This window comes from Pseudomonas sp. ZY71, from assembly GCF_036542145.1.
Taxonomy (GTDB): domain Bacteria; phylum Pseudomonadota; class Gammaproteobacteria; order Pseudomonadales; family Pseudomonadaceae; genus Aquipseudomonas; species Aquipseudomonas koreensis_A.
Window position 1 is genome coordinate 5,929,717 of the sequence record NZ_CP144274.1, and the last position, 24,771, is coordinate 5,954,487.

The 24,771-nt window shown below is 61.4% G+C and carries 25 protein-coding genes; 10 read left to right on the forward strand and 15 right to left on the reverse strand.

The window, feature by feature from the left end; translation table 11 throughout:
* Positions 1-118: 118 nt before the first annotated feature.
* Entirely contained in the window at positions 119-2,002 is a 1,884-nt protein-coding gene (locus VY732_RS26295) for a TonB-dependent receptor domain-containing protein (protein WP_331692588.1), read from the forward strand.
* Between the two features lie 138 nt (positions 2,003-2,140).
* Here the strand turns inward: VY732_RS26295 and VY732_RS26300 are convergent, their stop codons facing one another.
* The 12 genes from VY732_RS26300 to nrdR form a co-directional block, all read right to left on the reverse strand.
* The gene (locus tag VY732_RS26300; protein ID WP_331692589.1) at positions 2,141-2,941 is read right to left on the reverse strand and encodes a cobalamin-binding protein; all 801 of its coding nucleotides are present in this window, start codon (positions 2,939-2,941) and stop codon (positions 2,141-2,143) included.
* Entirely contained in the window at positions 2,941-3,360 is a 420-nt protein-coding gene (locus VY732_RS26305) for an MFS transporter (RefSeq protein WP_116029885.1), read from the reverse strand. The genes VY732_RS26300 and VY732_RS26305 overlap by 1 nt, the downstream gene beginning before the upstream one ends.
* Positions 3,357-3,974 carry a GTP cyclohydrolase II gene (ribA, locus tag VY732_RS26310; RefSeq protein ID WP_016984117.1) on the reverse strand — a complete coding sequence of 206 codons (618 nt, stop codon included), beginning with the start codon at positions 3,972-3,974 and terminating at the stop codon, positions 3,357-3,359. The genes VY732_RS26305 and ribA overlap by 4 nt, the downstream gene beginning before the upstream one ends.
* Before the next feature lie 245 nt (positions 3,975-4,219).
* Positions 4,220-4,957, reverse strand: coding sequence for a substrate-binding periplasmic protein (locus tag VY732_RS26315; protein ID WP_077574705.1), 738 nt, complete (start codon positions 4,955-4,957; stop codon positions 4,220-4,222).
* 35 nt (positions 4,958-4,992) lie between these two features.
* Positions 4,993-5,496 carry a phosphatidylglycerophosphatase A family protein gene (locus VY732_RS26320; RefSeq protein WP_007910933.1) on the reverse strand — a complete coding sequence of 168 codons (504 nt, stop codon included), beginning with the start codon at positions 5,494-5,496 and terminating at the stop codon, positions 4,993-4,995.
* Positions 5,493-6,458 carry a thiamine-phosphate kinase gene (gene thiL, locus VY732_RS26325; protein WP_116029886.1) on the reverse strand — a complete coding sequence of 322 codons (966 nt, stop codon included), beginning with the start codon at positions 6,456-6,458 and terminating at the stop codon, positions 5,493-5,495. Before thiL ends, VY732_RS26320 begins: the two co-directional genes overlap by 4 nt.
* Positions 6,459-6,476: 18 nt before the next feature.
* On the reverse strand, positions 6,477-6,977 hold the full coding sequence (gene nusB, locus VY732_RS26330; RefSeq protein ID WP_034153728.1) for a transcription antitermination factor NusB: 501 nt from the start codon (positions 6,975-6,977) through the stop codon (positions 6,477-6,479).
* Positions 6,974-7,450, reverse strand: a complete 477-nt coding sequence (gene ribH, locus VY732_RS26335; RefSeq protein WP_003228649.1) for a 6,7-dimethyl-8-ribityllumazine synthase — start codon at positions 7,448-7,450, stop codon at positions 6,974-6,976. The genes nusB and ribH overlap by 4 nt, the downstream gene beginning before the upstream one ends.
* 91 nt (positions 7,451-7,541) lie before the next feature.
* Positions 7,542-8,633: a bifunctional 3,4-dihydroxy-2-butanone-4-phosphate synthase/GTP cyclohydrolase II gene (ribBA, locus tag VY732_RS26340; protein WP_331692595.1), complete on the reverse strand. Its 1,092-nt coding sequence runs from the start codon at positions 8,631-8,633 to the stop codon at positions 7,542-7,544.
* 16 nt (positions 8,634-8,649) lie between these two features.
* Positions 8,650-9,315, reverse strand: coding sequence for a riboflavin synthase (locus VY732_RS26345; RefSeq protein WP_077574707.1), 666 nt, complete (start codon positions 9,313-9,315; stop codon positions 8,650-8,652).
* A gap of 47 nt (positions 9,316-9,362) precedes the next feature.
* Positions 9,363-10,496, reverse strand: a complete 1,134-nt coding sequence (gene ribD, locus VY732_RS26350; protein WP_331692598.1) for a bifunctional diaminohydroxyphosphoribosylaminopyrimidine deaminase/5-amino-6-(5-phosphoribosylamino)uracil reductase RibD — start codon at positions 10,494-10,496, stop codon at positions 9,363-9,365.
* Entirely contained in the window at positions 10,493-10,957 is a 465-nt protein-coding gene (gene nrdR / locus VY732_RS26355) for a transcriptional regulator NrdR (RefSeq protein WP_007910946.1), read from the reverse strand. Before nrdR ends, ribD begins: the two co-directional genes overlap by 4 nt.
* Before the next feature lie 128 nt (positions 10,958-11,085).
* On the opposite strand from nrdR, the gene VY732_RS26360 reads away from it, so the two are divergent.
* The 3 genes from VY732_RS26360 to trxA all read left to right on the forward strand — a co-directional run bounded on the left by VY732_RS26360 (position 11,086) and on the right by trxA (position 13,256).
* The gene (locus tag VY732_RS26360; RefSeq protein ID WP_331692600.1) at positions 11,086-11,550 is read left to right on the forward strand and encodes a YbaY family lipoprotein; all 465 of its coding nucleotides are present in this window, start codon (positions 11,086-11,088) and stop codon (positions 11,548-11,550) included.
* Entirely contained in the window at positions 11,547-12,200 is a 654-nt protein-coding gene (locus VY732_RS26365) for a class I SAM-dependent methyltransferase (protein ID WP_077574709.1), read from the forward strand. Before VY732_RS26360 ends, VY732_RS26365 begins: the two co-directional genes overlap by 4 nt.
* 183 nt (positions 12,201-12,383) lie before the next feature.
* A complete protein-coding gene (trxA, locus tag VY732_RS26370; protein ID WP_331692603.1) occupies positions 12,384-13,256 on the forward strand; it encodes a thioredoxin in 873 nt (290 codons plus the stop codon).
* Positions 13,257-13,259: 3 nt separating this feature from the next.
* Here trxA and VY732_RS26375 read toward each other — a convergent pair whose 3' ends face one another.
* Entirely contained in the window at positions 13,260-13,619 is a 360-nt protein-coding gene (locus tag VY732_RS26375; protein WP_331692605.1) for a hypothetical protein, read from the reverse strand.
* A gap of 135 nt (positions 13,620-13,754) precedes the next feature.
* Between VY732_RS26375 and VY732_RS26380 the strand changes: the two genes are divergently transcribed.
* The 5 genes from VY732_RS26380 (at position 13,755) to VY732_RS26400 (ending at position 17,921) form a co-directional block, all read left to right on the forward strand.
* Positions 13,755-14,354: a DUF2796 domain-containing protein gene (locus VY732_RS26380; protein ID WP_331692607.1), complete on the forward strand. Its 600-nt coding sequence runs from the start codon at positions 13,755-13,757 to the stop codon at positions 14,352-14,354.
* Between the two features lie 138 nt (positions 14,355-14,492).
* Positions 14,493-15,203, forward strand: coding sequence for an ABC transporter ATP-binding protein (locus VY732_RS26385; protein ID WP_016984101.1), 711 nt, complete (start codon positions 14,493-14,495; stop codon positions 15,201-15,203).
* A gap of 1 nt (position 15,204) precedes the next feature.
* Positions 15,205-16,470, forward strand: coding sequence for an ABC transporter permease (locus VY732_RS26390; protein ID WP_331692609.1), 1,266 nt, complete (start codon positions 15,205-15,207; stop codon positions 16,468-16,470).
* Between the two features lie 11 nt (positions 16,471-16,481).
* A complete protein-coding gene (locus tag VY732_RS26395; protein ID WP_331692611.1) occupies positions 16,482-17,000 on the forward strand; it encodes a DUF3299 domain-containing protein in 519 nt (172 codons plus the stop codon).
* Between the two features lie 222 nt (positions 17,001-17,222).
* Positions 17,223-17,921: an OmpW/AlkL family protein gene (locus VY732_RS26400; protein ID WP_007910962.1), complete on the forward strand. Its 699-nt coding sequence runs from the start codon at positions 17,223-17,225 to the stop codon at positions 17,919-17,921.
* Positions 17,922-18,392: 471 nt separating this feature from the next.
* On the opposite strand, the gene VY732_RS26405 is transcribed toward VY732_RS26400, so the two are convergent.
* Positions 18,393-19,325 (reverse strand): NAD-dependent epimerase/dehydratase family protein, encoded by a 933-nt coding sequence (locus VY732_RS26405; protein ID WP_331692613.1) that lies wholly within the window; start codon positions 19,323-19,325, stop codon positions 18,393-18,395.
* Positions 19,318-20,202, reverse strand: coding sequence for a sugar nucleotide-binding protein (locus VY732_RS26410; RefSeq protein ID WP_034155952.1), 885 nt, complete (start codon positions 20,200-20,202; stop codon positions 19,318-19,320). The genes VY732_RS26405 and VY732_RS26410 overlap by 8 nt, the downstream gene beginning before the upstream one ends.
* A gap of 278 nt (positions 20,203-20,480) precedes the next feature.
* On the opposite strand from VY732_RS26410, the gene VY732_RS26415 reads away from it, so the two are divergent.
* Positions 20,481-24,767, forward strand: coding sequence for a DEAD/DEAH box helicase (locus VY732_RS26415; RefSeq protein WP_331692616.1), 4,287 nt, complete (start codon positions 20,481-20,483; stop codon positions 24,765-24,767).
* Positions 24,768-24,771: the final 4 nt, after the last annotated feature.

Sequence of the window (24,771 nt, forward strand, 5' to 3'; positions counted from 1 at the left end):
GAGCCTGCTCGCGAATGCGGACTGTCAGTCAAATCAGGGCTGACTGATACAGCGCATTCGCGAGCAGGCTCGCTCCCACATTTGATTTGTGCACATCTGAAATTCCCGATGGATTTCCATGAACCTCTCGCGCCTCGCCCTGCCCTTTCTTCTGCTGCCATCCACCAACGCTTTCGCCGATACCTTCGAGCGTGATCAGGCACTGAAACTGCCGGACATGCTGATCTCAGCCAACCGCCAGGTCGAAGCCCGCAACGACAGCAGCGCCGCCAACACGGTATTCACTCGCGAAGACATCGACCGTCTGCAACCGAGCGACGTGCCTGATCTGCTGCGGCGCGTCCCCGGCGTGCAAGTGGCGCAGGCCGGCGGACGCGGCAGTCTGCCGGGGATCTACATTCGCGGCACGCAGTCGGCGCAGAGCCTGGTGCTGGTCGATGGCCAGCGCATCGGCAGTTCCACTTCCGGCGACAGTAACCTGCAACATCTGAATATCGAGCAGATCGAGCGCGTGGAAGTGCTGCGCGGTTCGCGTTCGGTGATTTACGGCAGCGATGCGATTGGCGGGGTGATTCAGATTTTCACCCGGCGCGGCACCGGGCAAGGTTTACAGCCGCGCATGCACTTGGGTTTCGGCAGCAACCAGACCTGGGAGCGCAGCCTCGGCTTGTCCGGTGGCGATGAGAAAACCCGCTTCAACCTCGGCGCCAGCCTCGATGAAACCGCCGGAATCGACCGTACCCATGAGTCGTATCCAAGCGATGGCGATCACGACGCCTACCGCAATAAATCCGTCAGCCTGAGCCTCAGCCATGCACTGACCGATGACATCGAAACCGGCGCCAATCTGCTGGATAACCGTGGCAAGGGCGAGTTCGACAACCCGTTCGGTAGATATGACTTCGCGACGGATCAGTCCTACCAGCAGCAGCCCTACAGCGATTTCAACGTCAGTAGCGTCAGCAGTTACGTCGATGCCCGGGTCAACGAGATCTGGAAAACCCGCGTCGAGTTCGGCCATACCGAAAACCGCGAGAAAACCCTCGACAAGCTCAGCGACGAACGCACGGTGTTCAACACCTACCGCGATTCGGTGAACTGGCAAAACGACCTGACCCTGGATGCCCGCAACAGCCTGATCCTCGGCGGCGACTGGTACGAAGACCGGGTCAACAGCAGCACCGCATTCGACGAAGACAGCCGCTGGAACCGCGCCGCGTTCATTCAGCATCGATATCAGGCCGACAGTTTCTCCACGGAGCTGGGGCTGCGCCATGACGATAACCAGCAATTCGGTAGCCAGAACACCTGGAGCGGCACGTTCACCCTGCCGCTGAACCCGGACAACGATCTGTTGCTGAGCTACAGCGAAGGCTTCCGCGCGCCGACCTTCAACGACCTGTACTACCCGGACTTCAGCAACCCGGATCTGAAACCGGAAACCTCGAAAAGCTACGAGCTGCAATGGCGCAGTCAGTTGACCGATAGCAGTCGCCTGGAAGCGTCGATTTACCGTACCGACCTCAAAGACGCGATCATCTTCGGCAGCAACTCACGTCCAGAGAACGTGGCTTCAGCACGCATCAACGGTTTCGAAGCAGCGCTGAAGCAGGAGTTGTTCGGCTGGCAGAGCAACCTTGGCGTAGCGATCATCGATCCGCGTGATCGGGATACCGGGCACACCTTGGCCCGGCGTGCGCGGCGGACGTTGAGCTGGGATCTGGATCGACAGTTTGATCAAGTCAGCCTCGGCGCCAGTTGGCAGGCGGTCAGCAGCAGTTATGACGATAAGGACAATACGCAGGCGCTGGGCGGCTATGCGCTGTTCGGCTTGCGCAGCAGTTGGGCACTGAATCGCGAGATCAAGCTGGATCTGAAGGTCGATAACATTTTCGACAAGAGCTACAGCCGGGCGAATTACAGCTACGACGGCAGCCAGTATGGCTATCGCGAAGAAGGTCGGGGGTGGATGTTTGGTGTCACCTGGACGCCAGAGCTTTGATCTGAGCTTTGCAGTGCTTTGGCTGCCCTCTTCGCGAGCAGGCTCGCTCCCACAGTAGATTGAGCACAACCACACATTTTGTGCCCGCCAGAGAACCAATGTGGGAGCGAGCCTGCTCGCGAAGAAGTCACCACGGTTTCAGTGGTCCGGCGCGATCAATTGGCAAAGCTTGGCGGTGGCGCTGATCATCTGGCCGCTTGGGCGCTCAAGGCCTTTGTCGGTGACCAACAGTAACTTTGCCTGCTTCACCGCTGCCACCTGCGGCCACGCCTTCCACGCATCAAGTTGCGCCTGATCCCCCGCCAGAATCACTTCAGGATCACGCTGCAAAACCGCCTCAATACTCACCTGCGGCGCCGGTAGACTCAGGTCAGCGAACACATTGCGCGCCCCGCACACTTCCAGCGCATCGCTGATGATCTGCCCGCCACCGACGGTGTACAGCGGCTTGTCCCACACCTGATAGAAGACCCGCAACGGCACATCGCGGCGATAGCGCTGGCGCAGCTCAACGAGTTGTTTGCGCAACTCCGCCGCCCGCTTCACCCCACGCTCCGGCCGCCCCAACTGCGCAGCAATGGCTTCTATCTGGGTGGTGAGTTGTTCGAGGGAATGCGGTTCGGCGACAAAGGTCGGGATACCCAGACGTTTCAATTGATCACGTTGCGCCGGGCCGACACTCCCGGGCCACAGCAACAACAAATCAGGCTGGAGGCTCAGCAGCTGTTCCATATCGAGTTGGCCATAGCGACCGACTGACGGAACGCTGGCAATCGCCGCCGGCCGCTCTCCGGCATCCAGCACTCCGACCAACAGATCCGCCGAATCCAGTTCAACGACGATTTCAGAAAGGGACGGTGCGAGGCTGACAACTCGCAGTTGCGCCAGCGCAGGACCACTGACGGCCAGCAACAGCAGCGCCAGCCACAGACGGCGCATCAGCCGAGTTGACGCGGGATACGGTAGAGATAAAACAGTACCGCCGTGGACAACGCCAGCAGCATCAACGGTACGGCTTCAAGACCGACAAACACCGCCAGTGCGCCAATCCACGCCGGCAAGGCTGCCGCGAGAAAAGCCGCACGACGACGGGCTGCGAGGGCAATCCACGCGGCAGGTTCAGCAGGGGTATCGAGGGCTTTTTGCGTAGCGATCAGCGCATGTTTGTAGCGACCGAAAAACTTCAGGCTAACAAACATCGACGCGACGCCGGCAATGAAAAACGGCATCGCCAGTACCGGCAGAATCCCCTCGCCCTGACCGAACAGAGCGTTGAGGACAAACAACGGCACCAGCGCCAGCGCCAGGTATTTCCACCAATCAACCGACAACCGGCGCCGCACCTGACCCCGTGTCACGCGCGATCAACCTCGCCCTGATGCTCGTTGCCCATCATGTGGTCGAGCTTGCTGGCCTTGGTCGCCAAGTAGAGTTTGTTGTGCGGGTTATGGCCGGTGTGCAACGGCACGCGCTCAGCGACGGTAATACCCATATCGGTCAAGGCTTTGACCTTGCGCGGGTTGTTGGTCATCAGACGCAGGGATTTCACACCCAAGTGCTCCAGCATCGGCAGGCACATGGCGTAATCGCGCTGGTCGGCGGCAAAGCCCAGACGTTCGTTGGCTTCTACGGTGTCGGCGCCGCCGTCCTGCAGCTCATAGGCGCGGATCTTGTTCAGCAGACCGATGCCGCGACCTTCCTGACGCAGGTAGAGCAACACGCCTCGGCCTTCGCGGGCGATGGCTTTCAGCGCGCCTTCCAGTTGCGAACCGCAGTCGCAGCGCTGGCTGAACAAGGCATCGCCCGTCAGGCATTCGGAGTGCAAACGGCCGAGTACCGGGGCACCGTCGGCAATTTCACCCAGGCTCAGCACGACGTGCTCGCGGCCGGTGGCTTCATCGAGAAAACCGTGCATGGTGAATTGCGCAAAAGGCGTTGGCAGCTTGGAAGCGGCGACAAAGACGACAGGCACCGGTGTGCTCCTGATCTAAAGAGTCTGAAAATTCGCAGGCCGGCATTGTAACAGCAGGTTCCTGCACACGCTTAGGCTGAATTATCGGGCATAACGATCAAAAAGTTTGATAACTGCCTCATGGACGCCGCGGCTCCCTTGTAGGAGTGAGCCTGCTCGCGATAGCGGTGTGTCAGCTAAATCAATGTCTGAGTTAGACCGCTATCGCGAGCAGGCTCACTCCTACAGGGGATTTGTGCAGACCTTCAGTTCGGGTTGAAGGGATACGGCTGCTTCCACTTCTCGAAGATCGGCTTCAACTCGCCGCTCTTCACCAACTGCTCCATGCGCTGGTCATACAGCGCCATCAGCGCCCGCGCCTGTGGAGTGTCGGCAAACCCGAGAAACAGCGGCAGCTCGGCCAGGTGTGAATAGCGATACTGCGCTGGATCGGCTGCGGTTTTCACCACGGCTTCAATCTCGGTCAGCGCATCGATGTAGTAATCCGCCCGCCCCTGTTTGAGCATCGACAGAATCCCGGTACGGCGTTCGATCTGGTTGTAACGCTTGATGTTCGGCAAGTAGTTCTCGTAACGATAACCGCGCACCCAGGCCAGCCGATATTTGCCCAGCGTCGCCTGGGTGGGCGAAGGATTGCTCGCCAGACCCAACGCGTAGATGTGGTCGGAATCGAAGTTCCAGTGCGGATACAGCACTTGCTCGGCTTCATCGCGGTAGGAGCCGACCAGCGCATCGACTTCCTTCAACTGCACGAGCCCGATGGAGCGGGTGTACGGCACGCTGCGGATCTCGACCTTCACACCGACCGGTTCAAAGACCTTGCGCAGCACATCCCAAGCGAGTCCGTGGCCGTCAGCGGCGGTGTAGTCTTCCCAGTCTTCGCTGGCCAGATGAATCACCGCCGGCGCATGCGCTGCTTCCTGAGCACTGACGACAGTGCTCAACAAGGTCAACATCAGCAGCGCCAGCCAGCGTCGAACCATCCCTAGTGTCCTCACTTAACCCTGTACGGCGCGTATCAGGCGAAAATCCATACCAGCCCCTGCATCGCCAGCCAGGCAAACACGCCGGCCAGCACGTCGTCGAGCATGATGCCGACGCCGCCATGCACATGCCGGTCGATCCAGCGGATCGGCCATGGCTTGAGTATGTCGAAGAAGCGGAACACCAGAAAACCCGCGAGCAACCAGTACCAGCCTTCCGGTACCAGCCACAGGGTGATCCACATGCCGACCATTTCGTCCCAGACGATGCCTTCGTGGTCGTGTACCCGCAGATCGTCGGCGACTTTGCCGCACAGCCAGAAGCCGAACAGCATGGTGATCCCGAGCATCAGCCAGTAACCCCAGTCGGGCAGCATCTGCCACAACGGGATGAAGGGTAGCGCAACTAACGAACCCCACGTGCCCGGGGCTTTCGGCAAGGTGCCGGAGCCAAAGCCGAACGCGAGGAAATGCCAGGGATTGCGCCAGACCGACGGCGGAACGAATTCGGCCGGAACCTGTTTCGGGTGATCTGTCACGGTGTCTCCTGAAAATGTTGATAGCCCCGGATTTGCGGGGTGATGTCGTGCCCTTCGCGGTCCAGCAAGACCACGCCCTGCCCTTCGGCTACGCGGCCGATCACATGGATCGGCCAGCCATTGGCCAGCAGCGCCGGCAACTCGACGGACGGCAGGGTGAACGCCAGCACGTAATCATCGCCACCGCTCAGCGCTGCACGCTCGGCGCCGCGCTGACCGAGAAACGCCACTAATGCATCCGACAGCGGTACGCGCTCGCGTTCAATCTCAAGCCGCACCTTCGACGCCAGCGCGATATGGCCGCAGTCGGCGAGCAGGCCATCGGAGATATCCAGCGCCGCCGTGGCTTTGCCACGCAGGGCCTGGCCGAGGGCGAGTTGCGGTTGTGGCGACCAGTAATGATCGAGCAGCGGTTGGGCAATTTGCGGCTCAGCATCACGCTGCCCCAGCACCAGCGGCAAAGCGCCGGCCGCATTGCCCAGTTCGCCACCGACACAGAGCAAGTCGCCCGGTTGCGCACCGCTACGGGTCAATGCCTGACCCGCAGGTACGCGGCCAAACACGGTTACCGTCAGGCTCAACGGCCCGCGCGTGGTATCGCCGCCCACCAGCGCGACGCCACAGCTCTGCGCCATACGGTTCAAACCGCGGGCATAGGCTTGCAGCCAATCGGCGGTCACCGTCGGTACAGTCAGGGCAAGGGTAAAGGCAACGGGCGTGGCGCCCATGGCGGCCAGATCGCTGACCGCGACGGCCAGCGAACGCTGACCGAGCAGAAACGGATCGCAGGGGTCGGCGAAATGCACACCGGCCACCAGCGTATCGGTAGAGATCGCCAGCTGTTCCCCGCGGGGAACAGCGAGCAAGGCGCAGTCATCGCCGATCCCCAGAGCAACGCCTTCGCCGCCCTGCGCACAAGGCGCGGCGGCGAAGAAATTGCGGATCAGCTCGAATTCGCCCATTGAGGTTTCAAGCGCGATTTAGCGCTTGAACGCCTTCACTTCAGCTTCACGCAGGCGCGGGGCCAGCTTGTCGAGCACGCCGTTGACGAACTTGTGACCGTCGGTGGAACCGTAGACTTTCGCCAGTTCGATCCCTTCGTTGATCACAACGCGATACGGCACGTCGACACGCTTGAGCAGTTCCCAGGTCGACAGGCGCAGTACGCACAGTTCAACCGGGTCCAGCTCTTCGATGGTCAGGTCCAGGCACGGCGCCAACGCAGTGTCGATCTCGGTCAGACTGGCCGGAACACCGTGCAGGATGTCGTGGAAGTAGCTGGCATCGGCGAAGGTGAAATCGTTATCGACGCGGAACTGCGCTTCGATTTCGTTCAGCGAAGTACTGGCCATGTGGCGCTGGTACAACGCTTGCGTCGCCAGCTGACGGGCAGCGCGGCGCTTTTCACTTTTCGAAGGCTTGCCGGCGTCCGTTGGACGCGGTTCGCGCGGGTTGAAACGATCGCTTTCGTCGCTAATCACTTGGCCTCCAACTGTGCCAGCAGGCTGACCATTTCCAGAGCGGACAGGGCAGCTTCGGCACCTTTGTTACCGGCCTTGGTGCCGGAACGTTCGATGGCTTGCTCGATGGAATCAACGGTCAGGACGCCGAAAGCGACCGGAACGCCGAACTCCATGGACACCTGGGCCAGACCCTTGGTGCATTCGCCCGCCACGTATTCGAAGTGCGGAGTACCGCCACGAATGACCGCGCCGAGGGCGATGATGGCTGCGAACTCACCTTTCTGGGCGACTTTCTGCGCTACCAGCGGGATTTCGAAGGCGCCAGGTGCGCGGATGATGGTGATGTCGCTTTCGCTCACGCCGTGGCGAACCAGGGCATCAACTGCACCGCTGACCAGGCTTTCAACCACGAAGCTGTTGAAACGGCCCACTACCAAAGCGTAGCGGCCTTTAGGGGCGATGAAGGTACCTTCGATGGTCTTCAGGGTCATTCGTCAGTTCTCTTAAAGAGCCGGGACGCGTCTGCTACGCGTCCCTCAGTGATTTATTTGCCGCGAATTCGGGTCCGGAAACTACCGGTCATTATTCGGAGGGCACGTATTCTACAACTTCCAGATCGAAACCGGATATCGCATTAAATTTCATTGGCGCAGACATCAGGCGCATTTTGCGCACACCGAGGTCACGCAGGATCTGCGAACCGGCACCGACGATGCTGTAAGTCGTCGGTTTTTTCGGCGTGGACTGATCCCCGGTTTCACGGATATGCGCCAGCAACACGTCGCCATCGAGCGGGTGACCGAGCAGCAGCACCACACCGCTGCCCGCCTCGGCAACCGCCGCCATGGCGGCGCGCAGGCTCCAGCGGCCCGGCTGTTTGACCATCAACAGGTCGCGCAGCGGGTCCATGTTGTGCACGCGAACCAGCGTGGGTTCTTCGGCGCAAACAGTGCCCAACGTGAGGGCCATGTGCACGTCGCCTTCCACCGAATCACGATAGGTCACCAGGTTGAATTGGCCCAGTTCGCTGTCCAGTGGCTGCTCGGCAATCCGCTGAACGGTACGTTCGTGGATCATCCGGTAGTGAATCAGGTCGGCAATGGTGCCGATCTTGATGTTGTGTTCAGCCGCGAAAGCTTCCAGCTCAGCGCGACGGGACATGGTGCCGTCGTCGTTCATCACTTCGCAGATCACCCCGCTCGGCTCGAAACCGGCCATGCGCGCGAGGTCGCAAGCGGCTTCGGTGTGGCCAGCGCGAGCGAGGGTGCCGCCGGCCTGCGCCATCAACGGGAAGATGTGGCCCGGGCTGACGATGTCTTCAGCCTTGGCGTCTTTGGCGGCAGCCGCTTGCACGGTGCGCGCACGGTCGGCGGCGGAAATGCCAGTGGTTACGCCTTCGGCGGCTTCGATCGAGACGGTGAACTTGGTGCCGAAACCGGAACCGTTGCGCGGTGCCATCAGCGGCAGCTTCAACAGTTCGCAGCGCTCGCGGCTCATCGGCATGCAGATCAGGCCACGGGCGTGCTTGGCCATGAAGTTGATGTGCTCAGCCTGGCAGCATTCGGCGGCCATGATCAGATCGCCTTCGTTCTCGCGGTCTTCGTCATCCATGAGGATGACCATCTTGCCTTGGCGGATGTCTTCAACCAGTTCTTCGATGCTATTGAGCGCCACAAGGCACCCCCTTCAGTCAGGATTTGAGATAGCCGTTGGCGGCCAGAAAGCTTTCAGTGATGGTGCCGCCAGCGCTCGACTCTGCGGCCTTGTCGCCCAAGAGCAGACGCTCCAGATAACGCGCCAGCAAATCGACTTCCAGATTCACCCGGCGACCTGGCGTGTACGACGCCATGATGGTTTCGCTCAGGGTGTGCGGAATGATCGTCAGCATGAATTCGGCGCCATCGACGGCGTTCACGGTCAGGCTGGTGCCGTCGACGGTGATCGAGCCTTTATGGGCGATGTACTTGGCCAGCTCTTTCGGCGCGCGGATACGAAATTCCACGGCGCGGGCATTGTCGGAGCGCGAGACGATTTCGCCGACGCCGTCGACGTGGCCGCTGACCAGATGCCCGCCGAGACGGGTGGTCGGGGTCAGGGCCTTTTCCAGATTGACCGGGCTGCCGCTTTTCAGGTCGTTCATGGCGGTGCAGTCGAGGGTTTCACGGCTGACGTCGGCAGCGAAGCCGTCGCCCGGCAGCTCAACGGCGGTCAGGCAGACGCCGTTAACCGCGATGCTGTCGCCGAGTTTGACGTCGCTCAGGTCGAGCTTGCCGGTGGCGACGTGGACCCGCACATCACCGCCCTTTGGGGTCAGTGCGCGGATACTGCCGATGGATTCGATGATGCCGGTAAACATGGGGTTCTCCTTGAGAACTGAGCCAGCGCAAACGCGATGGCCGGGAATTATACGCTCGCCGGTTGAGCAGGGATGGCAGTGACTCGCCAGTCATCGCCCACCGCGCGAATTTCAGTGATTTTCAGCTCCGGCGCATCCTTCATATAAGCCAGCGGCCAGTCCAGCAGTGGACGCGCCGTGGAGCCGAGGAACTTGCCGGCGATGAAGATCACGAACTCGTCGACCAGACCGAGCTGAGCAAAAGCACCGGCCAGACGCGGGCCGGCTTCGACCAGCACCTCGTTGACGCCACGGTTAGCCAGTTCAATCAGCAATTGATGCAGATCGACCTGACCGTCATCGCCCGGCACGATCAGGCATTCAGGGCCGTGAGCGTATTGCTCTTCGATCGCGACACAGGTGGCGACCAACGCCGGGCCAGCCTTGAAGAACGGTGCATCGAGCGGCACCCGCAGGCGTCCGTCGATCAACACGCGCAATGGTGGACGGCTCATGGCCAGCGCGGTTTGCTCGCTGTCCAGACCGAGTTCGTCAGCGCGAACAGTCAAGCGCGCACCATCGACCAGCACGGTGTCGGCGCCAGTCAGCACCACGGCGGCCTGAGCGCGCAAACGCTGGACGGCCGAACGTGCGGCCGGGCCGGTGATCCATTGGCTCTCGCCGCTTTCCATCGCCGTACGACCATCGAGGCTCATGGCCAACTTGACCCGCACAAACGGCAAGCCGTGTTCCATGCGCTTCAGAAAGCCTTGATTGAGCTTGCGCGCTTCAGCTTCGAGCACACCGCTTTCGGTGGCGATGCCGGCATCGGCCAGACGCTGTAAACCACGTCCGGCGACTTGCGGATTGGGATCACGCATCGCTGCCACCACTCGAGCGACACCGGCATTCACCAGCGCGTCGGCGCACGGCGGGGTACGACCATGGTGACTGCAAGGTTCGAGGGTCACATACGCGGTCGCGCCCCGGGCCAGCTCACCGGCGGCGCGCAGGGCATGGACTTCGGCATGGGGTTCGCCGGCGCGCTCATGCCAGCCTTCGCCGACAATCTGCCCGTCACGCACCACCACGCAGCCGACCCGAGGATTGGGATGGGTGGTGTAGTGACCTTTGCGCGCCAGTTCCAGCGCGCGCGCCATGAAGTGGGCGTCGAGGATGGCCTGCTCGGCAACGGTGGTCATTCTTTCACCGGTTCGCGGGCGAGGCGGTCGATTTCTTCGCGGAACTCGTTGAGGTCCTGGAAGCGTTTGTACACCGAGGCGAAACGGATGTAGGCGACTTCATCAAGCTTCTGCAATTCAGCCATGACCAGTTCGCCGACCACGAGGGATTTGACCTCGCGCTCGCCGGTGGCGCGCAGCTTGTGCTTGATGTGAACCAGAGAGGATTCCAGGCGCTCGACGCTCACCGGACGCTTCTCCAGGGCGCGTTGCATGCCGGCGCGGAGTTTTTCTTCGTCGAACGGTTGGCGGCTGCCGTCGGTTTTGATCAGGCGCGGCAACACCAGTTCGGCCGTCTCGAACGTCGTGAAACGCTCGCCGCAGGCCAGGCATTCACGCCGGCGGCGCACCTGTTCGCCCTCGGCGACCAGACGCGAGTCGATGACCTTGGTGTCGTTGGCACCGCAGAAGGGACAGTGCATGGTGGCTGGCAACAAAAAAAGGGAGGGCCATGGTAGCGCATCCCGGTGGCAAGACAAGCCATAGGCTTTGCGGTATACAGAACGGCATGATCGTTTGATCCATGGATTTCATTTTGCCGGAGCATCCAATGCCGTTACGTCCGCTCGTTTTGCTCAGTCTTTTCAGCCTGCTGGTGGCCTGTGGCAGCGATGCACCCAAGCCCCAGCCGCCGACGCCAGGCCCGGCGCCGCAGCAAGCGCAGAAAAAAGCCAAGGAAGCCGCCGAGCTTGGCCCGCTGCCAGCCTATCAACGCGAACTGAGCGGCACCCTGCAAGGCGTGCCGGCCGGCGCCGAGGTCGAAATGGCGCTGTTGGTGATCGACGAGAAGGATCGCCCGCAACAATTGCTCGCCAGTTCCAGTCTGATCGGCAACAACCAGATTCTGCCGTTCCGCCTGCGTTTCAACCCGGACGCCTTCCCCGCCGGTGCGCGGGTTGAGTTGCGTGGCCGCGCCAGCCAGTCCGGCCAGTTGATCCTGCACCTGCCGTCGCAAACCATCAGCCAGCCGACCACTCAGGCGTTGGGCCAACTGCAATTTGTCAAAGCACCATGAATGCACCGCTCGACCTGCAACAGGCGTTAGGTGAACTGCTCGGCGACGCCAGACTTAAAGTCTGTGCGTTGCCGGACACTGATTTACAGCTATGGCTGATCGATGGCGACAACATGGATCGCGAATTCAGCCAGGAAGAAATTCAGCGAATTCTGCACGAGCCACCGTACTGGGGTTTCTGCTGGGCCAGCGGTCTGGCGGTGGCGCGCCATCTGGCGGAGTTTCCCGAGTGGGTACGCGGCAAGCGCGTGCTGGATTTCGGCGCCGGTTCCGGGATTGCCGGGATCGCGGCGGTGAAGGCCGGGGCGCTTGAAGTCGTGGCGTGCGATCTCGATCCGCTGGCGATTGCCGCATGCCGGGCGAACGCCGAGCTCAATGATGTGCAAATGAGTTATTCAACGGATTTCTTTGCCGAAGCCGATCGGTTTGATCTGATCCTGGTGGCGGACGTGTTGTACGACCGGGCGAATCTACCGTTGCTCGATGCTTTTTTGAGCCGTGGAAGAGAAGCGCTGGTGGCGGATTCGCGGGTTCGGGATTTTCGCCATCCGTTGTATGAGCGCATCGAGATGCTTGAGGCGATGACGTTGCCGGATCTGGCGGAGCCGGAAGAGTTCAGACATGTCAGCCTTTACCATGCGCGGCGCTAGCTAAAAGCTTCGCGAGCAGGCTCGCTCCCACAGTGGATCTATCTCGTTCACAAATCCCCTGTGGGAGCGAGCCTGCTCGCGAAGGCGTCCACCCATGCAACACCCCTCTCAAAAGCTGACCGCTTCCGGCCACACCCCGCCAAGCCGTATAGTTGCCCCATCCACGCTTTGACGAGATCCCCCATGAGTGAGCAAACGCCGTACATCTTCGACGCCACGACGGCCGATTTCGACCAGTCGGTAATCGAGGCCTCTTTCAACAAACCGGTGCTGGTGGATTTCTGGGCCGAATGGTGTGCGCCGTGCAAGGCGTTGATGCCGATGCTGCAAGGCATTGCCGAGAGTTATCAGGGCGAACTGCTGCTGGCCAAGGTCAACTGCGACATCGAGCAGGACATCGTCGCCCGCTTCGGCATCCGCAGCCTGCCGACTGTGGTGCTGTTCAAGGACGGTCAACCGGTCGACGGTTTTGCCGGTGCACAACCAGAGTCCGCCGTCCGCGCCCTGCTTGAGCCGCACGTGCAAATGCCACCGCCGGCTGCCGCTGATCCGTTCGAACAGGCTCAGGCATTGTTCGATGACGGTCGTTACGCTGACGCCGAAGCGGCGCTGGTGGTGATGCTCACTGAAGACAATACCAACGCCAAGGCACTGATCCTCTACGCGCGCTGCCTGACTGAACGCGGCGAACTGGATGAAGCGCAAACCGTGCTGGATGCGGTCAAAAGCGATGAACACAAAGCCGCGCTGGCCGGGGCCAAGGCACAAATCAAATTCCTTGGCCTGGCGCGTGATCTGCCGGATGCTGCTGACCTGAAAGCGCGTTTGGCGAAAGATCCGCTGGACGATGAGGCGGTGTATCAACTGGCGATTCAGCAGCTCGCTCGCCAGCAATATGAAGCGGCGCTGGATGCACTATTGAAGCTGTTCATCCGCAACCGCAGCTACAGCGAAGGCCTGCCGCACAAGACCTTGCTGCAGGTGTTCGAGCTCTTGGGCAACGATCACCCGCTGGTGACGGTGTACCGCCGCAAGATGTTTGCTGCGCTGTACTAACCCTCATTCGATCCAGCTGTAGAGCGGCGTATCCCCGCCGCTCACCACTTTCACGTCCGCACTGTGGCGCAGGCGCACCAGCAAGCGTTTGCCTGCCACCGTGCTGCCGGTCAGCCCTTCCAGTTGATCAAGCAGGTCCGGCCCGCTGAGCTGCCCGGCCTTGCGCAACAGATCTTTGGCCAACTGCCACAAGGCATCGTCCTGATTCAGCGGTTTCGTCGCTGGGGCTGATGCGACCGCCTCAGATTGAGCGACCGGCGCCTGCCCATGCAGCGCTGAACCGAGCTTCGCCCAATCGCCGTCATCCAGTTCCACCGTCAAATCCACCGGCACATCGCCGACGGTTCCGCGTATCCGCAACATTGAGTTCGCTCCTGCACTTTTCTGACCTGCATGCTCCCACGGGACTTGTGCAACGCCAAGCGCACGGGCAAACTCTGCGCACTTTCGTTATAAGATTACATAACAAACTCTTCACTTTACTTCCCGGAGACCGCCATGCGTCGTCTGCTGCTCGCTTTGCCGTTTGCCCTGTTGCCGCTGGCCATCGCCCATGCGGCTGATGAGCATGACCACGATCACGACCATGAACACGGCAGCCTCGGCGCGCATGAACATGGCGTGGGTCGTTTGAATGCCGCGCTCGACGGTCAGACCCTGGAGCTGGAGCTGGAAAGCCCGGCGATGAACCTCGTCGGTTTCGAACACGTCGCCACTTCGGATGCCGACAAGGCCAAAGTCGCTGCCGCCCGCGCGCAACTGGAAAAACCGCTGGCCCTGTTCAGCCTGCCCACCGCTGCCGGTTGCAAAGTGGTCAGCCAAGAACTGGAAAGCCCGTTGTTCGGTGACAAGCCGGATGCTGACGACCATGACAACGATGAAGCGGACAAGGACGGTCACGAGCATCACCACGACCACAGCGAAATCCACGCGCATTACCAATTCAACTGCGCCACACCGGGTGCGTTGAAGACGCTGGATCTGGCCAACGTCTTCAATACCTTCCCGGCGACGCAGAAAATTCAGGTACAACTGATCAGCGCCAGCGGCCAGCAAGGTACTGAAGTGACGGCCAAGGCTGCTGCCCTGAAATTCTGAAATCTGTGAAGATCCCTTGTAGGAGTGAGCCTGCTCGCGATAGCAGACTGTCAGTTGATTCAGTGCTGACTGGTACACCGCTATCGCGAGCAGGCTCACTCCTACAAAGGGGCCACTCAACTCCATATCCGGTTTCAAATGACCCAAGCACTCATCGAACTGTCCGACCTTGGCTTCAACTGGCCCGGTCACCCGCCGTTGCTGGACATCCCGGCGTTTCGTCTGGAAGCCGGCGAAACCCTGTTCCTCAAAGGCCCCAGCGGCAGCGGCAAGACCACCCTGCTCGGTCTGCTCGGCGGCGTGCAGAAACCCGGTCGCGGCAGCATTCGTCTGCTCGGCCAGGAACTCACCGAACTCTCCGCTGGCGCTCGCGATACTTTTCGCGTCGACCACACCGGCTACATCTTCCAGCAGTTCAACCTGCTGCCGTTTCTTTCGGTACGCGAGAACGTTGAGCTGCCGTGTCACTTTTCCAAGCTGCGTGCGCAACGGGCGAAACAGCGCCACGGCAGTGTCGATCAAGCCGCCGCCACCCTCCTCGCCCACTTGGGCTTGAAAGACGAAAGCATCCTCAGCCGTCGCGCCGATTCGCTGTCGATCGGCCAACAACAGCGCGTCGCTGCAGCCCGCGCGTTGATCGGTCAGCCTGAGCTGGTGATCGCCGACGAACCGACCTCGGCGCTGGATTATGACGCCCGGGAAAACTTCATTCGCCTGCTGTTCGCCGAATGCCGCGAGGCCGGATCGAGTCTGCTGTTCGTCAGCCACGATCAGAGCCTGGCGCCACTGTTCGACCGTCATTTGTCCCTGGCCGAACTCAATCGCGCCGCCACGTCTGCCGAGGTCTGAGATGTATCTGTTTCGTCTGGCCATGGCCAGCCTGGCCAACCGCCGCTTTACCGCTCTGCTCACCGCATTTGCGATTGCTCTGTCGGTGTGCCTGCTGCTCGCCGTCGAGCGGGTACGCACCGAAGCCAAAGCCAGTTTCGCCAGCACCATCAGCGGCACCGACCTGATCGTCGGCGCCCGCTCCGGCTCAGTGAACCTGCTGCTGTACTCGGTATTTCGCATCGGCAACGCCACCAACAACATTCGCTGGGACAGCTTCGAACACTTCGCCAGCAACCCGAAAGTGAAGTGGGCGATCCCGATGTCCCTCGGCGACTCCCATCGCGGCTACCGGGTGATGGGCACCACCGAAGCCTATTTCGAGCATTACCAGTACGGTCGCCAGCAACACCTGGCACTGGCTGACGGCCGTGCGTTTGCCAGCGATCCGTTTGAAGTGGTGCTCGGCGCCGAAGTGGCCGATGCGCTGCATTACAAACTCGGTGACAAACTGGTGCTGGCCCACGGCGTAGCGGCGATCAGTCTGGTCAAGCACGATGACAAACCGTTTACCGTGGTCGGCATTCTCAAGCGCACCGGCACGCCGGTCGATCGCACGCTGCACATCAGCCTCGGCGGCATGGAGGCGATTCATATCGACTGGCACAACGGCGTGCCCGCGCGAGGTAACGGCCGGATCACGGCGGATCAGGCACGCAACATGGACCTGACGCCGCAAGCAATCACCGCGTTCATGCTCGGCCTCAACAGCAAGATTTCCACCTTTGCCCTGCAACGCGAGATCAACGAATTCCGTGGCGAACCGATGCTGGCGATTCTGCCGGGCGTAGCGTTGCAAGAATTGTGGAGCCTGATGAGCACTGCGGAAAAAGCGCTGTTCGTGGTCTCGTTGTTTGTTGTGTTGACCGGGTTGATCGGCATGCTCACGGCGATTCTCACCAGCCTTAACGAGCGGCGCCGCGAGATGGCGATTCTGCGTTCGGTCGGGGCGCGACCGTGGCATATCGCGAGCCTGTTGGTGCTCGAGGCGTTTGCACTGGCGCTGACCGGGGTGATTGCCGGGGTAGCACTTTTGTACATCGGCATTGCCGCCGCGCAGGGTTACGTGCAGGCCAATTACGGTTTGTTCCTGCCGCTGGCGTGGCCGAGCGAGTATGAATGGACGCTGCTCGGTGGCATTCTGGCGGCCGCGCTGCTGATGGGCAGCGTGCCGGCCTGGCGCGCTTATCGCCAATCCCTGGCCGATGGCCTGTCGATCCGTTTATGAGGATGTTCACCATGCCCCGCGCCTTACTTGCGCTGCTATTGCTGGTCGCCCTGCCCGTGTGGGCAGCGGCGCCGAAAGACCTGACGTGGTCGGAAATGATCCCGCCGGACGCCGCGCCGGAAGTGCCGAACATGACCCCGCTGCACGACATGTCGAAGATGAGTGATGCGCTGTCTGCCGAGTCGGCGCCAGCGGCGAAGCAGGACCTGCCGAACGCGCCGGTGGTGCAATCACTCGACGGTCAGAACATTCGTTTGCCGGGCTACATCGTGCCGCTGGAAGTCAATGAAGAGGGACGCACCACCGACTTTTTGCTGGTGCCGTATTTCGGCGCCTGCATCCATGTGCCGCCACCGCCGTCGAACCAGATCGTGCATGTGAAAAGCGATTTGGGTGTGAAGCTTGATGAGCTGTATCAGCCTTACTGGGTCGAAGGGCCGTTGCAGGTCAAGGCGTCGAGCAGTGAACTGGCGGATGCCGGGTATCAGATGGATGCGGACAAGATTTATGTGTATGAGCTGCCGGAGTGAATCCGGCGGTTTTGTGTTGATTGATCCATCGTCTTCGCGAGCAGGCTCGCTCCCACAGGTGATCACATTCCACGGTGGGAGCGAGCCTGCTCGCGAATAGGCCCTCAAAGGTTCCACAGAAACCCACCCCTTCACTGTTTCATTGAGCTGAGTCAAAAGACCGTATCAGTTGGCTTCGTACCATAGGACATCAGACATTTCTAACGTCCTTTCGGAGCCCCCATGAACAAGTCCTTGCTCAGCGCTTCGCTGTTTGCCCTCGCGCTCGCAGCCCCGCTCGCCCACGCCCACGAAGCCGGTGACATTCTCATCCGCGCCGGTGCGATCACCGTCAACCCGAAGGCCGACAGCTCCAGCGTCAAGGTCGATCAGGGGCCGTTGAGCGGCACCAATCTGGGCGGCAAGGCGACCATGAGCAGCGACACCCAACTGGGTCTCAACTTCGCTTACATGCTCACCGATCACGTCGGCCTCGAACTGCTCGCGGCGACGCCGTTCGAGCATGACGTCAAACTCAAAGGCACTGCCCTGCCAGCGGCCAACGGCAAGCTCGGTACTCTGAAGCACCTGCCGCCAACCCTCAGCGTCGTTTACTACCCGCTGGATTCGAAGTCGCCGTTCCAGCCGTATGTCGGCGGTGGCATCAACTACACCTGGATCTATGACGAACACGTCGGCAGCGAAGCCAGCGCCAACGGTTTCAGCAACTTCAAGGCGAAAAACTCCTGGGGTCTGGCCTGGCAGGTCGGTGCTGATTACATGCTGACCGACAACATCATGCTCAACGCCCAAGTGCGTTACATCGACATCGACACCCGCGCCACCGTCGAGAACAACGCCGTTGCCCCGGGCACTCGCGCACGGGTCAACGTCGATGTGGATCCGTTCATCTACATGGTTGGCTTGGGCTATAAATTCTAAGTCGAGTTATCGGACGTTCACGTGGTGGTGAATGAGGCTTGGTGGCGAGCAGGCATAGAACTGACGGCGACCGTATACAGTTGATCGGGGGATAACATCCCCTTGCCACAGGAGTAGCGACATATTCCGGCCGTGAAAAAGGCGCCTGTCAAAGGGCGCCTTTTTCATGTCCGCTGGAAACCTGTGGCGTGAGTTGGATCTCCCCCCTCACCCCAGCCCTCTCCCTCAGGGAGAGGGGGAAAGGGAGCCGATTTGTGTGTTCTTCAAAACCTGAGTTCGACTCGGTATCTCACGTCGGCGTATCCCGAAAGAACACCTCGGTCAGTCCCCAATCCCCCCCGGGAGAGGGAGCCGATTTGGGTGACTTTCAAAACCTGAGTTCGACTCGGTATTTCACGTCGGCGTAACTCGAAAGAACACCTCGATCAGTCCCCTCTCCCTCTGGGAGAGGGTTAGGGTGAGGGGCTCTTTTCAGGAACGCCCCAACAACCGCGCCAACCCCACACTCATCGGCGTCTGCTGCGGCAGTTTGAAGCGCTCCAGCAGACGAGCGTTGTTCGCCCGCGAATGCCGGATGTCACCAGAGCGCGCCGGGCCGTAGCTGACGGGCGGCAACTCACCGACCACCGCTTGCAGTGCTTCAAGCATCTGCTTGAGGCTCATCGCCTGATTCCAGCCAACGTTCACCGGGCCGACGTCCACCTCAGGCTTTTCGATGCCCTGCACCAGCAGATCGACCAGATCTTCGACGTACAGGAAATCACGCGTCTGCTCACCATCACCGAACACCGTAATCGGCAGACCTTTCTGCGCGCGTTCGCTGAAGATGCTGATCACCCCGGAGTACGGCGAGGACGGATCCTGGCGCGGGCCGAAGATGTTGAAGAAGCGGAAAATCACCGGCTCCAGGCCATGCTGGCGGCGATAGAAATCGAAATAATGTTCGCCCGCCAGTTTGTCCGAGGCGTAAGGCGTCAGCGGGGCTTTGGGTGTGTCTTCATCTATCGACTCGCCCTCACCGTTGTTGCCGTACACCGCCGCACTGGACGCATACAGCACACGTTTGACGCCGGCCAGACGCATGGCTTCGCAGACATTCAGCGTGCCGATGAAATTGCTCTGGTGAGTTTTCACCGGATCATCCACCGACGCCTGCACCGAAGCCACGGCCGCCAAGTGCGCGACCGCGCTGCAGCCTTGCATGGCCTTGGCCACCAGCGCCGCATCGGCGACATCACCAACAATCAGTTCAACCTTCGGATTGTCCAGCGGCAGGTTGCTGCGCTTGCCCGTCGACAAATCGTCGAGGATGCGCACCGAATGCCCCTTGGCGAGCAAAGCGTCGGTCAGGTGGGAGCCAATGAAGCCGGCTCCGCCGGTGATTAAAACAATCCCTTCAGCCATGACGGTAGAACCTATCCAGTAAGCCCGGGAGGGCGGCACGCCAGGCGCGCGGTTTGATCCCGAAAGTGTGCAGAATTTTCTTGCAGGCCAGCACCGCGTGTTGCGGCTCTTCGGCAGCGTCCGGCCGCGCGGCGTGAGCCTGGGCGGTCGGCGCTTCGATGGCCAGGGCGTGCAGGCTGCGCGCTTCGGTCAGAATCGCCTGACCCAGCGCCAGCGGCGTGGTCGCCTCGTGGCCGGCGTAGTGGTAAGTGCCCCACAGTGGCGCGGCACAGTCGAGTTGCTTGAGCACCGAAATGATCACTCGCGCGGCATCGTCGACCGGCGTCGGGTTGCCACGGCGGTCATCCGCCAACAGCAATTCGTCCGGTTGCTCGGCCCGTGCGAGGAAACGCCCGAGCGTGCCATCCGGGCTGTCATCGAGCAGCCAGCCGAAACGTAGCAGGACATGTTGCGGGCAAGTGGCGCGAACGCTTTGTTCGATCCGCCACAACGCCTGACCGCGCAGACCCAGTGGCACCGGCTCGTCTTTTTCGCTGTACGCCGTGGCGCGCGAACCATCGAACACCCGATAACTGGAGGGCTGCACGAGGACGATGTTGTGGTGCTGGCACAATTCGGCCAGACGCTCGATCGCACGTTCCTGCCCGGCCATGCGGCTTTCGCTGACGGTTTCGGCCTGGAACCAGTCGAAATAGTAGGCGAGGTTGATCAATGCATCGGGACGGGTGTCGTCGAGCAGTTGGGTCAGGCTCGCGGCATCCCAGCCGTTTTCGGGCGGGCGGGGGGCGAGGAAACCGATGTCTTCCTCTGCACCGAGGCGAATCAGCGCCTGCCCAAGGGCATTTCCGCCGCCCAGTAACATAAGGCGCATTCGCATAGAGTCAGCAGGCCCAGTCTGATTGGAACGATGGCTTTAGCGACGGATCTCGTGGAACCGTCGTCGATAATTACCGGAATCGTTGCATTTTGCGGGTTTAGTGCGCAACCGTCATCCGTAAAGTGTACATCCCGGATATTTGTAGCGCTTCGACTGGCGCCATCGCGAGCAGGCTCACTCCTACAATTGAAATGCATTCCCCTGTAGGAGTGAGCCTGCTCGCGATGAGGCCCGAACGGTACTTGCATCTTCACACCCGCGCCCGCATAACTTAAGCCATGAATCTGCCCATCCCAACGGACGCGGCCCTGGCAGGCTTTCACCCCGCCGTCAGCGCCTGGTTCAGCAAAACCTTCCCGACGGTCACCGCCGCCCAGGCCCGCGCATGGCCGTTGATCCGCCAGCGCCGTTCGACGCTGATCGCTGCGCCCACCGGCTCGGGCAAAACCCTCACAGCCTTTCTCGCCGTACTCGATGATCTGGTTCACCGTGGCCTGGAAAACCCCGAAGGTTTGCCCGATGAAACGCTCGTCGTTTATGTCTCACCGCTAAAAGCACTGTCGAACGACATCCGCATCAACCTGCAAAACCCGCTCGCTGGGATCACCGAACAACTGCGGCAGATGAACCTGCCGGAAGTACACATCACCACCGCCGTGCGCACCGGTGACACGCCGCAGAAAGAACGCGCGGCCATGCGCAAATCGGCGCCGCACATTCTGGTGACCACGCCGGAATCGCTTTACGTCCTGCTCGGCTCGGAGTCGGGGCGCAAAATGCTCGGCACCACGCGCACGGTGATCATCGATGAAATCCACGCGATGGCCGCCGGCAAACGCGGCAGTCATCTGGCCCTGAGCCTTGAGCGCCTGCAAGCGCTGTGCGCCGAACCGCTGACCCGCATCGGCCTGTCCGCCACACAGAAACCGGTGGAAGCGGTGGCGCAATTTCTCGTCGGCCACGACCGTCCCTGCGAAATCATCGACATCGGCCACGCCCGGCCACGGGATCTGGGCATCGAGGTGCCGCCCGTGCCGTTGTCGGCCGTCATGGCCAACGATGTCTGGGAATTGGTATACGACCGCCTCGCCGAACTCGCTCGCGAGCACCGCACCACGCTGATTTTCGTCAACACCCGGCGCCTCGCCGAGCGCCTGAGCCGACACCTGAGCGAACGCCTCGGCAAGCACGCAGTGGCTGCGCACCATGGCAGTCTGGCCAAGGAGTTTCGCCTCGACGCCGAACAACGCCTGAAGCGCGGCGAACTGCAGGTGTTGATCGCCACTGCCTCACTGGAATTGGGCATCGACATCGGTGAAGTCGATCTGGTCTGTCAGATCGCCTCGCCGCGTTCCATCGCCGGTTTTCTGCAAAGGGTTGGCCGTTCCGGTCACCAGGTCGGCGGTACGCCCAAGGGTCGGTTGTTCGCCACCACCCGCGACGATCTGATCGAATGCACCGCCCTGCTCGACTGTGTGCGCCGTGGCGAACTCGATACCCTGCACATCCCGGTCGCGCCGCTGGATGTTTTGGCGCAGCAGATCATCGCCGAAGTCAGTTGTCAGGAATGGGCAGAAGACGCCTTGCTGGCGATGTTCCGCCAAGCCTCGCCCTATCGCGATCTTGACGAAAAACACTATCAGGCCCTGCTGAGCATGCTCGCCGAAGGCTACAACGGTCGTCAGGGCATCCGCAGCGCCTACCTGCACCGCGACGCCGTCAGCCGCACCTTGCGTGGCCGCCGAGGCTCGCAGCTGACCGCCGTGACCAGCGGCGGCACCATCCCCGACAATGCTGACTACAGCGTGATGCTCGAGCCGCAAGGCCTGAACATCGGCAGCGTCAACGAAGACTTCGCGGTGGAAAGCATTGCTGGCGACGTGTTTCAGCTCGGCAACACCTCCTATCGCATCCTGCGCGTGGAAACCGGCAAGGTCCGCGTCGAGGATGCCCACGGCCAGCCGCCGACCATTCCGTTCTGGCTCGGCGAAGCGCCGGGGCGCAGCGATGAATTGTCGTTCGCCGTGGCACGTCTGCAAGCGCAGCTCGACGAACTGCTCGGCGCCAGCTCCGGCAATCTGCAACCGGCGCTCGACTGGCTGACGCATACCCTCGGTCTCAACCGCGCCAGTGCCGAGCAACTGGTCGAATACCTCGCCCGTGCCCGGCAGACCCTCGGCGCCCTGCCCTCGCAGGACACGCTGCTGATGGAGCGGTTTTTCGACGAGTCCGGCGGCACGCAATTGATCATCCATTCGCCGTTCGGCAGCCGCATCAACCGCGCCTGGGGTCTGGCCCTGCGCAAGCGATTCTGCCGCACCTTCAACTTCGAATTGCAGGCTGCCGCCAGCGAAGACGCGATCGTCCTGTCGCTGTCCACCAGCCACAGCTTCGAACTCGATGACGTCTGGCGTTACCTGCACAGCAACAGTGCTGAGCAGATCCTGATTCAAGCGGTGCTCGATGCGCCATTGTTTGGCGTGCGCTGGCGTTGGAACGCCGGGGTGGCGCTGGCATTGCCGCGTTTTACCGGCGGACGCAAAGTCGCGCCGCAGTTGCAGCGGATGAAAAGCGAAGACTTGATTGCCAGCGTGTTTCCCGACCAGATTGCTTGCCTGGAAAACCTCGCCGGTGAACGCGAAATTCCCGAGCACCCGTTGATCGAACAAACCCTCGACGATTGCCTGCACGAGGCGATGGACAGCGAAGGCTGGCTCAATCTGCTGCGGCGCATGGAGCGTGGCGAGGTGCGTCTGATCAGCCGCGATCTGCCCGCACCCTCGCCGCTCGCCGCTGAAATTCTCAGTGCGCGGCCGTACACCTTCCTCGACGATGCACCGCTGGAAGAACGTCGCACCCAAGCGGTGATCAACCGGCGCTGGAGCGATCCGCAATCGACCGATGATCTCGGTGCGCTGGATGCCGACGCGATTACTGCCGTACGTGAAGAAGCCTGGCCGACACCGAACACTGTGGATGAAATGCACGAGGCGTTGATGAGCCTGGCGTGCATCAGCGATGACGAAGTGCAAGCGAACGAAGGCTGGCGTGCATGGCTGGAAAATCTGGCCGAGAGTGGTCGCGCCTGCCGTTTGCAGATCGACGCCGAGCATTGTTTATGGCTGGCCCGCGAGCGCCTGACGTGTCTGCAAGCGCTTTATCCACAGGCCAAATTGCATGACGAAGTGGAGGCGTTGCCAGGTTTCGATGAAGCCTGGACGTTCGACGAAGCGCTAGTCGAAGTCATCCGCGCCCGCCTCGGTGCCTTCGGCCCACTGCCGTTATCCGCTATTGCCGAACCGCTCGCGTTACCCACCGCCCAGGTCCAGCAAGCCCTCGCCCGACTGGAACGCGAAGGCTATGTGCTACGGGGCCAATTCACCCCGAAACTCAACATCGAGGAATGGTGCGAACGGCACCTGCTCGCGCGTATTCATCGCTACACGGTCAAGCGCCTGCGCCGGGAAATCGAACCGGTGGCGCTGCAGGATTTCATGCGGTTTCTGTTCGACTGGCAGCATCTGTCGCCCGCGACTCGCGGTCAGGGCAGTGCCGTGTTGCCGGCAATTGTCGGCCAGTTCGAAGGCTACGCAGCGGCCGCTTCGGCGTGGGACAGCGACATTCTGCCGGCGCGCTTGAAGGACTATTCGCCGAGCTGGCTGGATGAGTTGTGCCGCAACGGCAAACTGGTGTGGACGCGCCTCAGTGCCCGGCAGAAAGTCAGCGGCACGGCGTTGCGCAGCACGCCGATTGTATTGCTGCCGCGCAGTCAGGTCGGCTTATGGAGTGCGCTGGCGGAACAGACGCCGGTGAATGAACTGTCGCCGAAAACCCAGAAGGTGTTTGAAGCCTTGAGTCAGCACGGCGCGTTGTTTTTCGATGAGCTGATCCATGAAGCGCACCTGCTGCGCACCGAGCTGGAAATCGCTTTGCAGGAACTGGTCGGCGCCGGTCTGGTGAACGCCGACAGCTTCGCCGGCCTGCGCGCGCTGATCACCCCGCCGAGCAAGCGCCAGCAGCGCAGCAGTCGTCGCGGGCGCGGCGCGTTTGTCGGTGGCATGGATGACGCCGGGCGCTGGGCCTTGCTGCGGCGCGGGGCGGCTGTGGATAACAGCGAGACGCTGGAACATGTCGCGATGACGTTGTTGCGGCGCTATGGCGTGGTGTTCTGGCGTCTGCTTGAACGCGAGGCGGACTGGTTGCCGAGTTGGCGCGAATTGCTGCGCACGTTTCATCGGCTGGAGGCGCGCGGCGAGATTCGCGGCGGGCGGTTTGTCAGTGGTTTGGCGGGGGAACAGTTTGCCTTGCCCGAGGCGATTCCGTTGTTGCGCGAAGTGCGCCGTCGGCCGCATGACGGCAGTCTGGTCGCGGTGTGCGGGGTGGATCCGCTGAACCTGGCCGGGACGTTGTTGCCGGGGGTAAAAGTGCCAGCGCTGGTGAGTAATCGGTTGGTGTATCGCGATGGGTTGCCGGCGGCGGCGGAGATTGCCGGTAAGCAACAGTTCTGGCTGGAGCTGGATCAGATCGGCATGGAGCAGGTGCGCGGCACATTGATCCGGCATTGAGGTT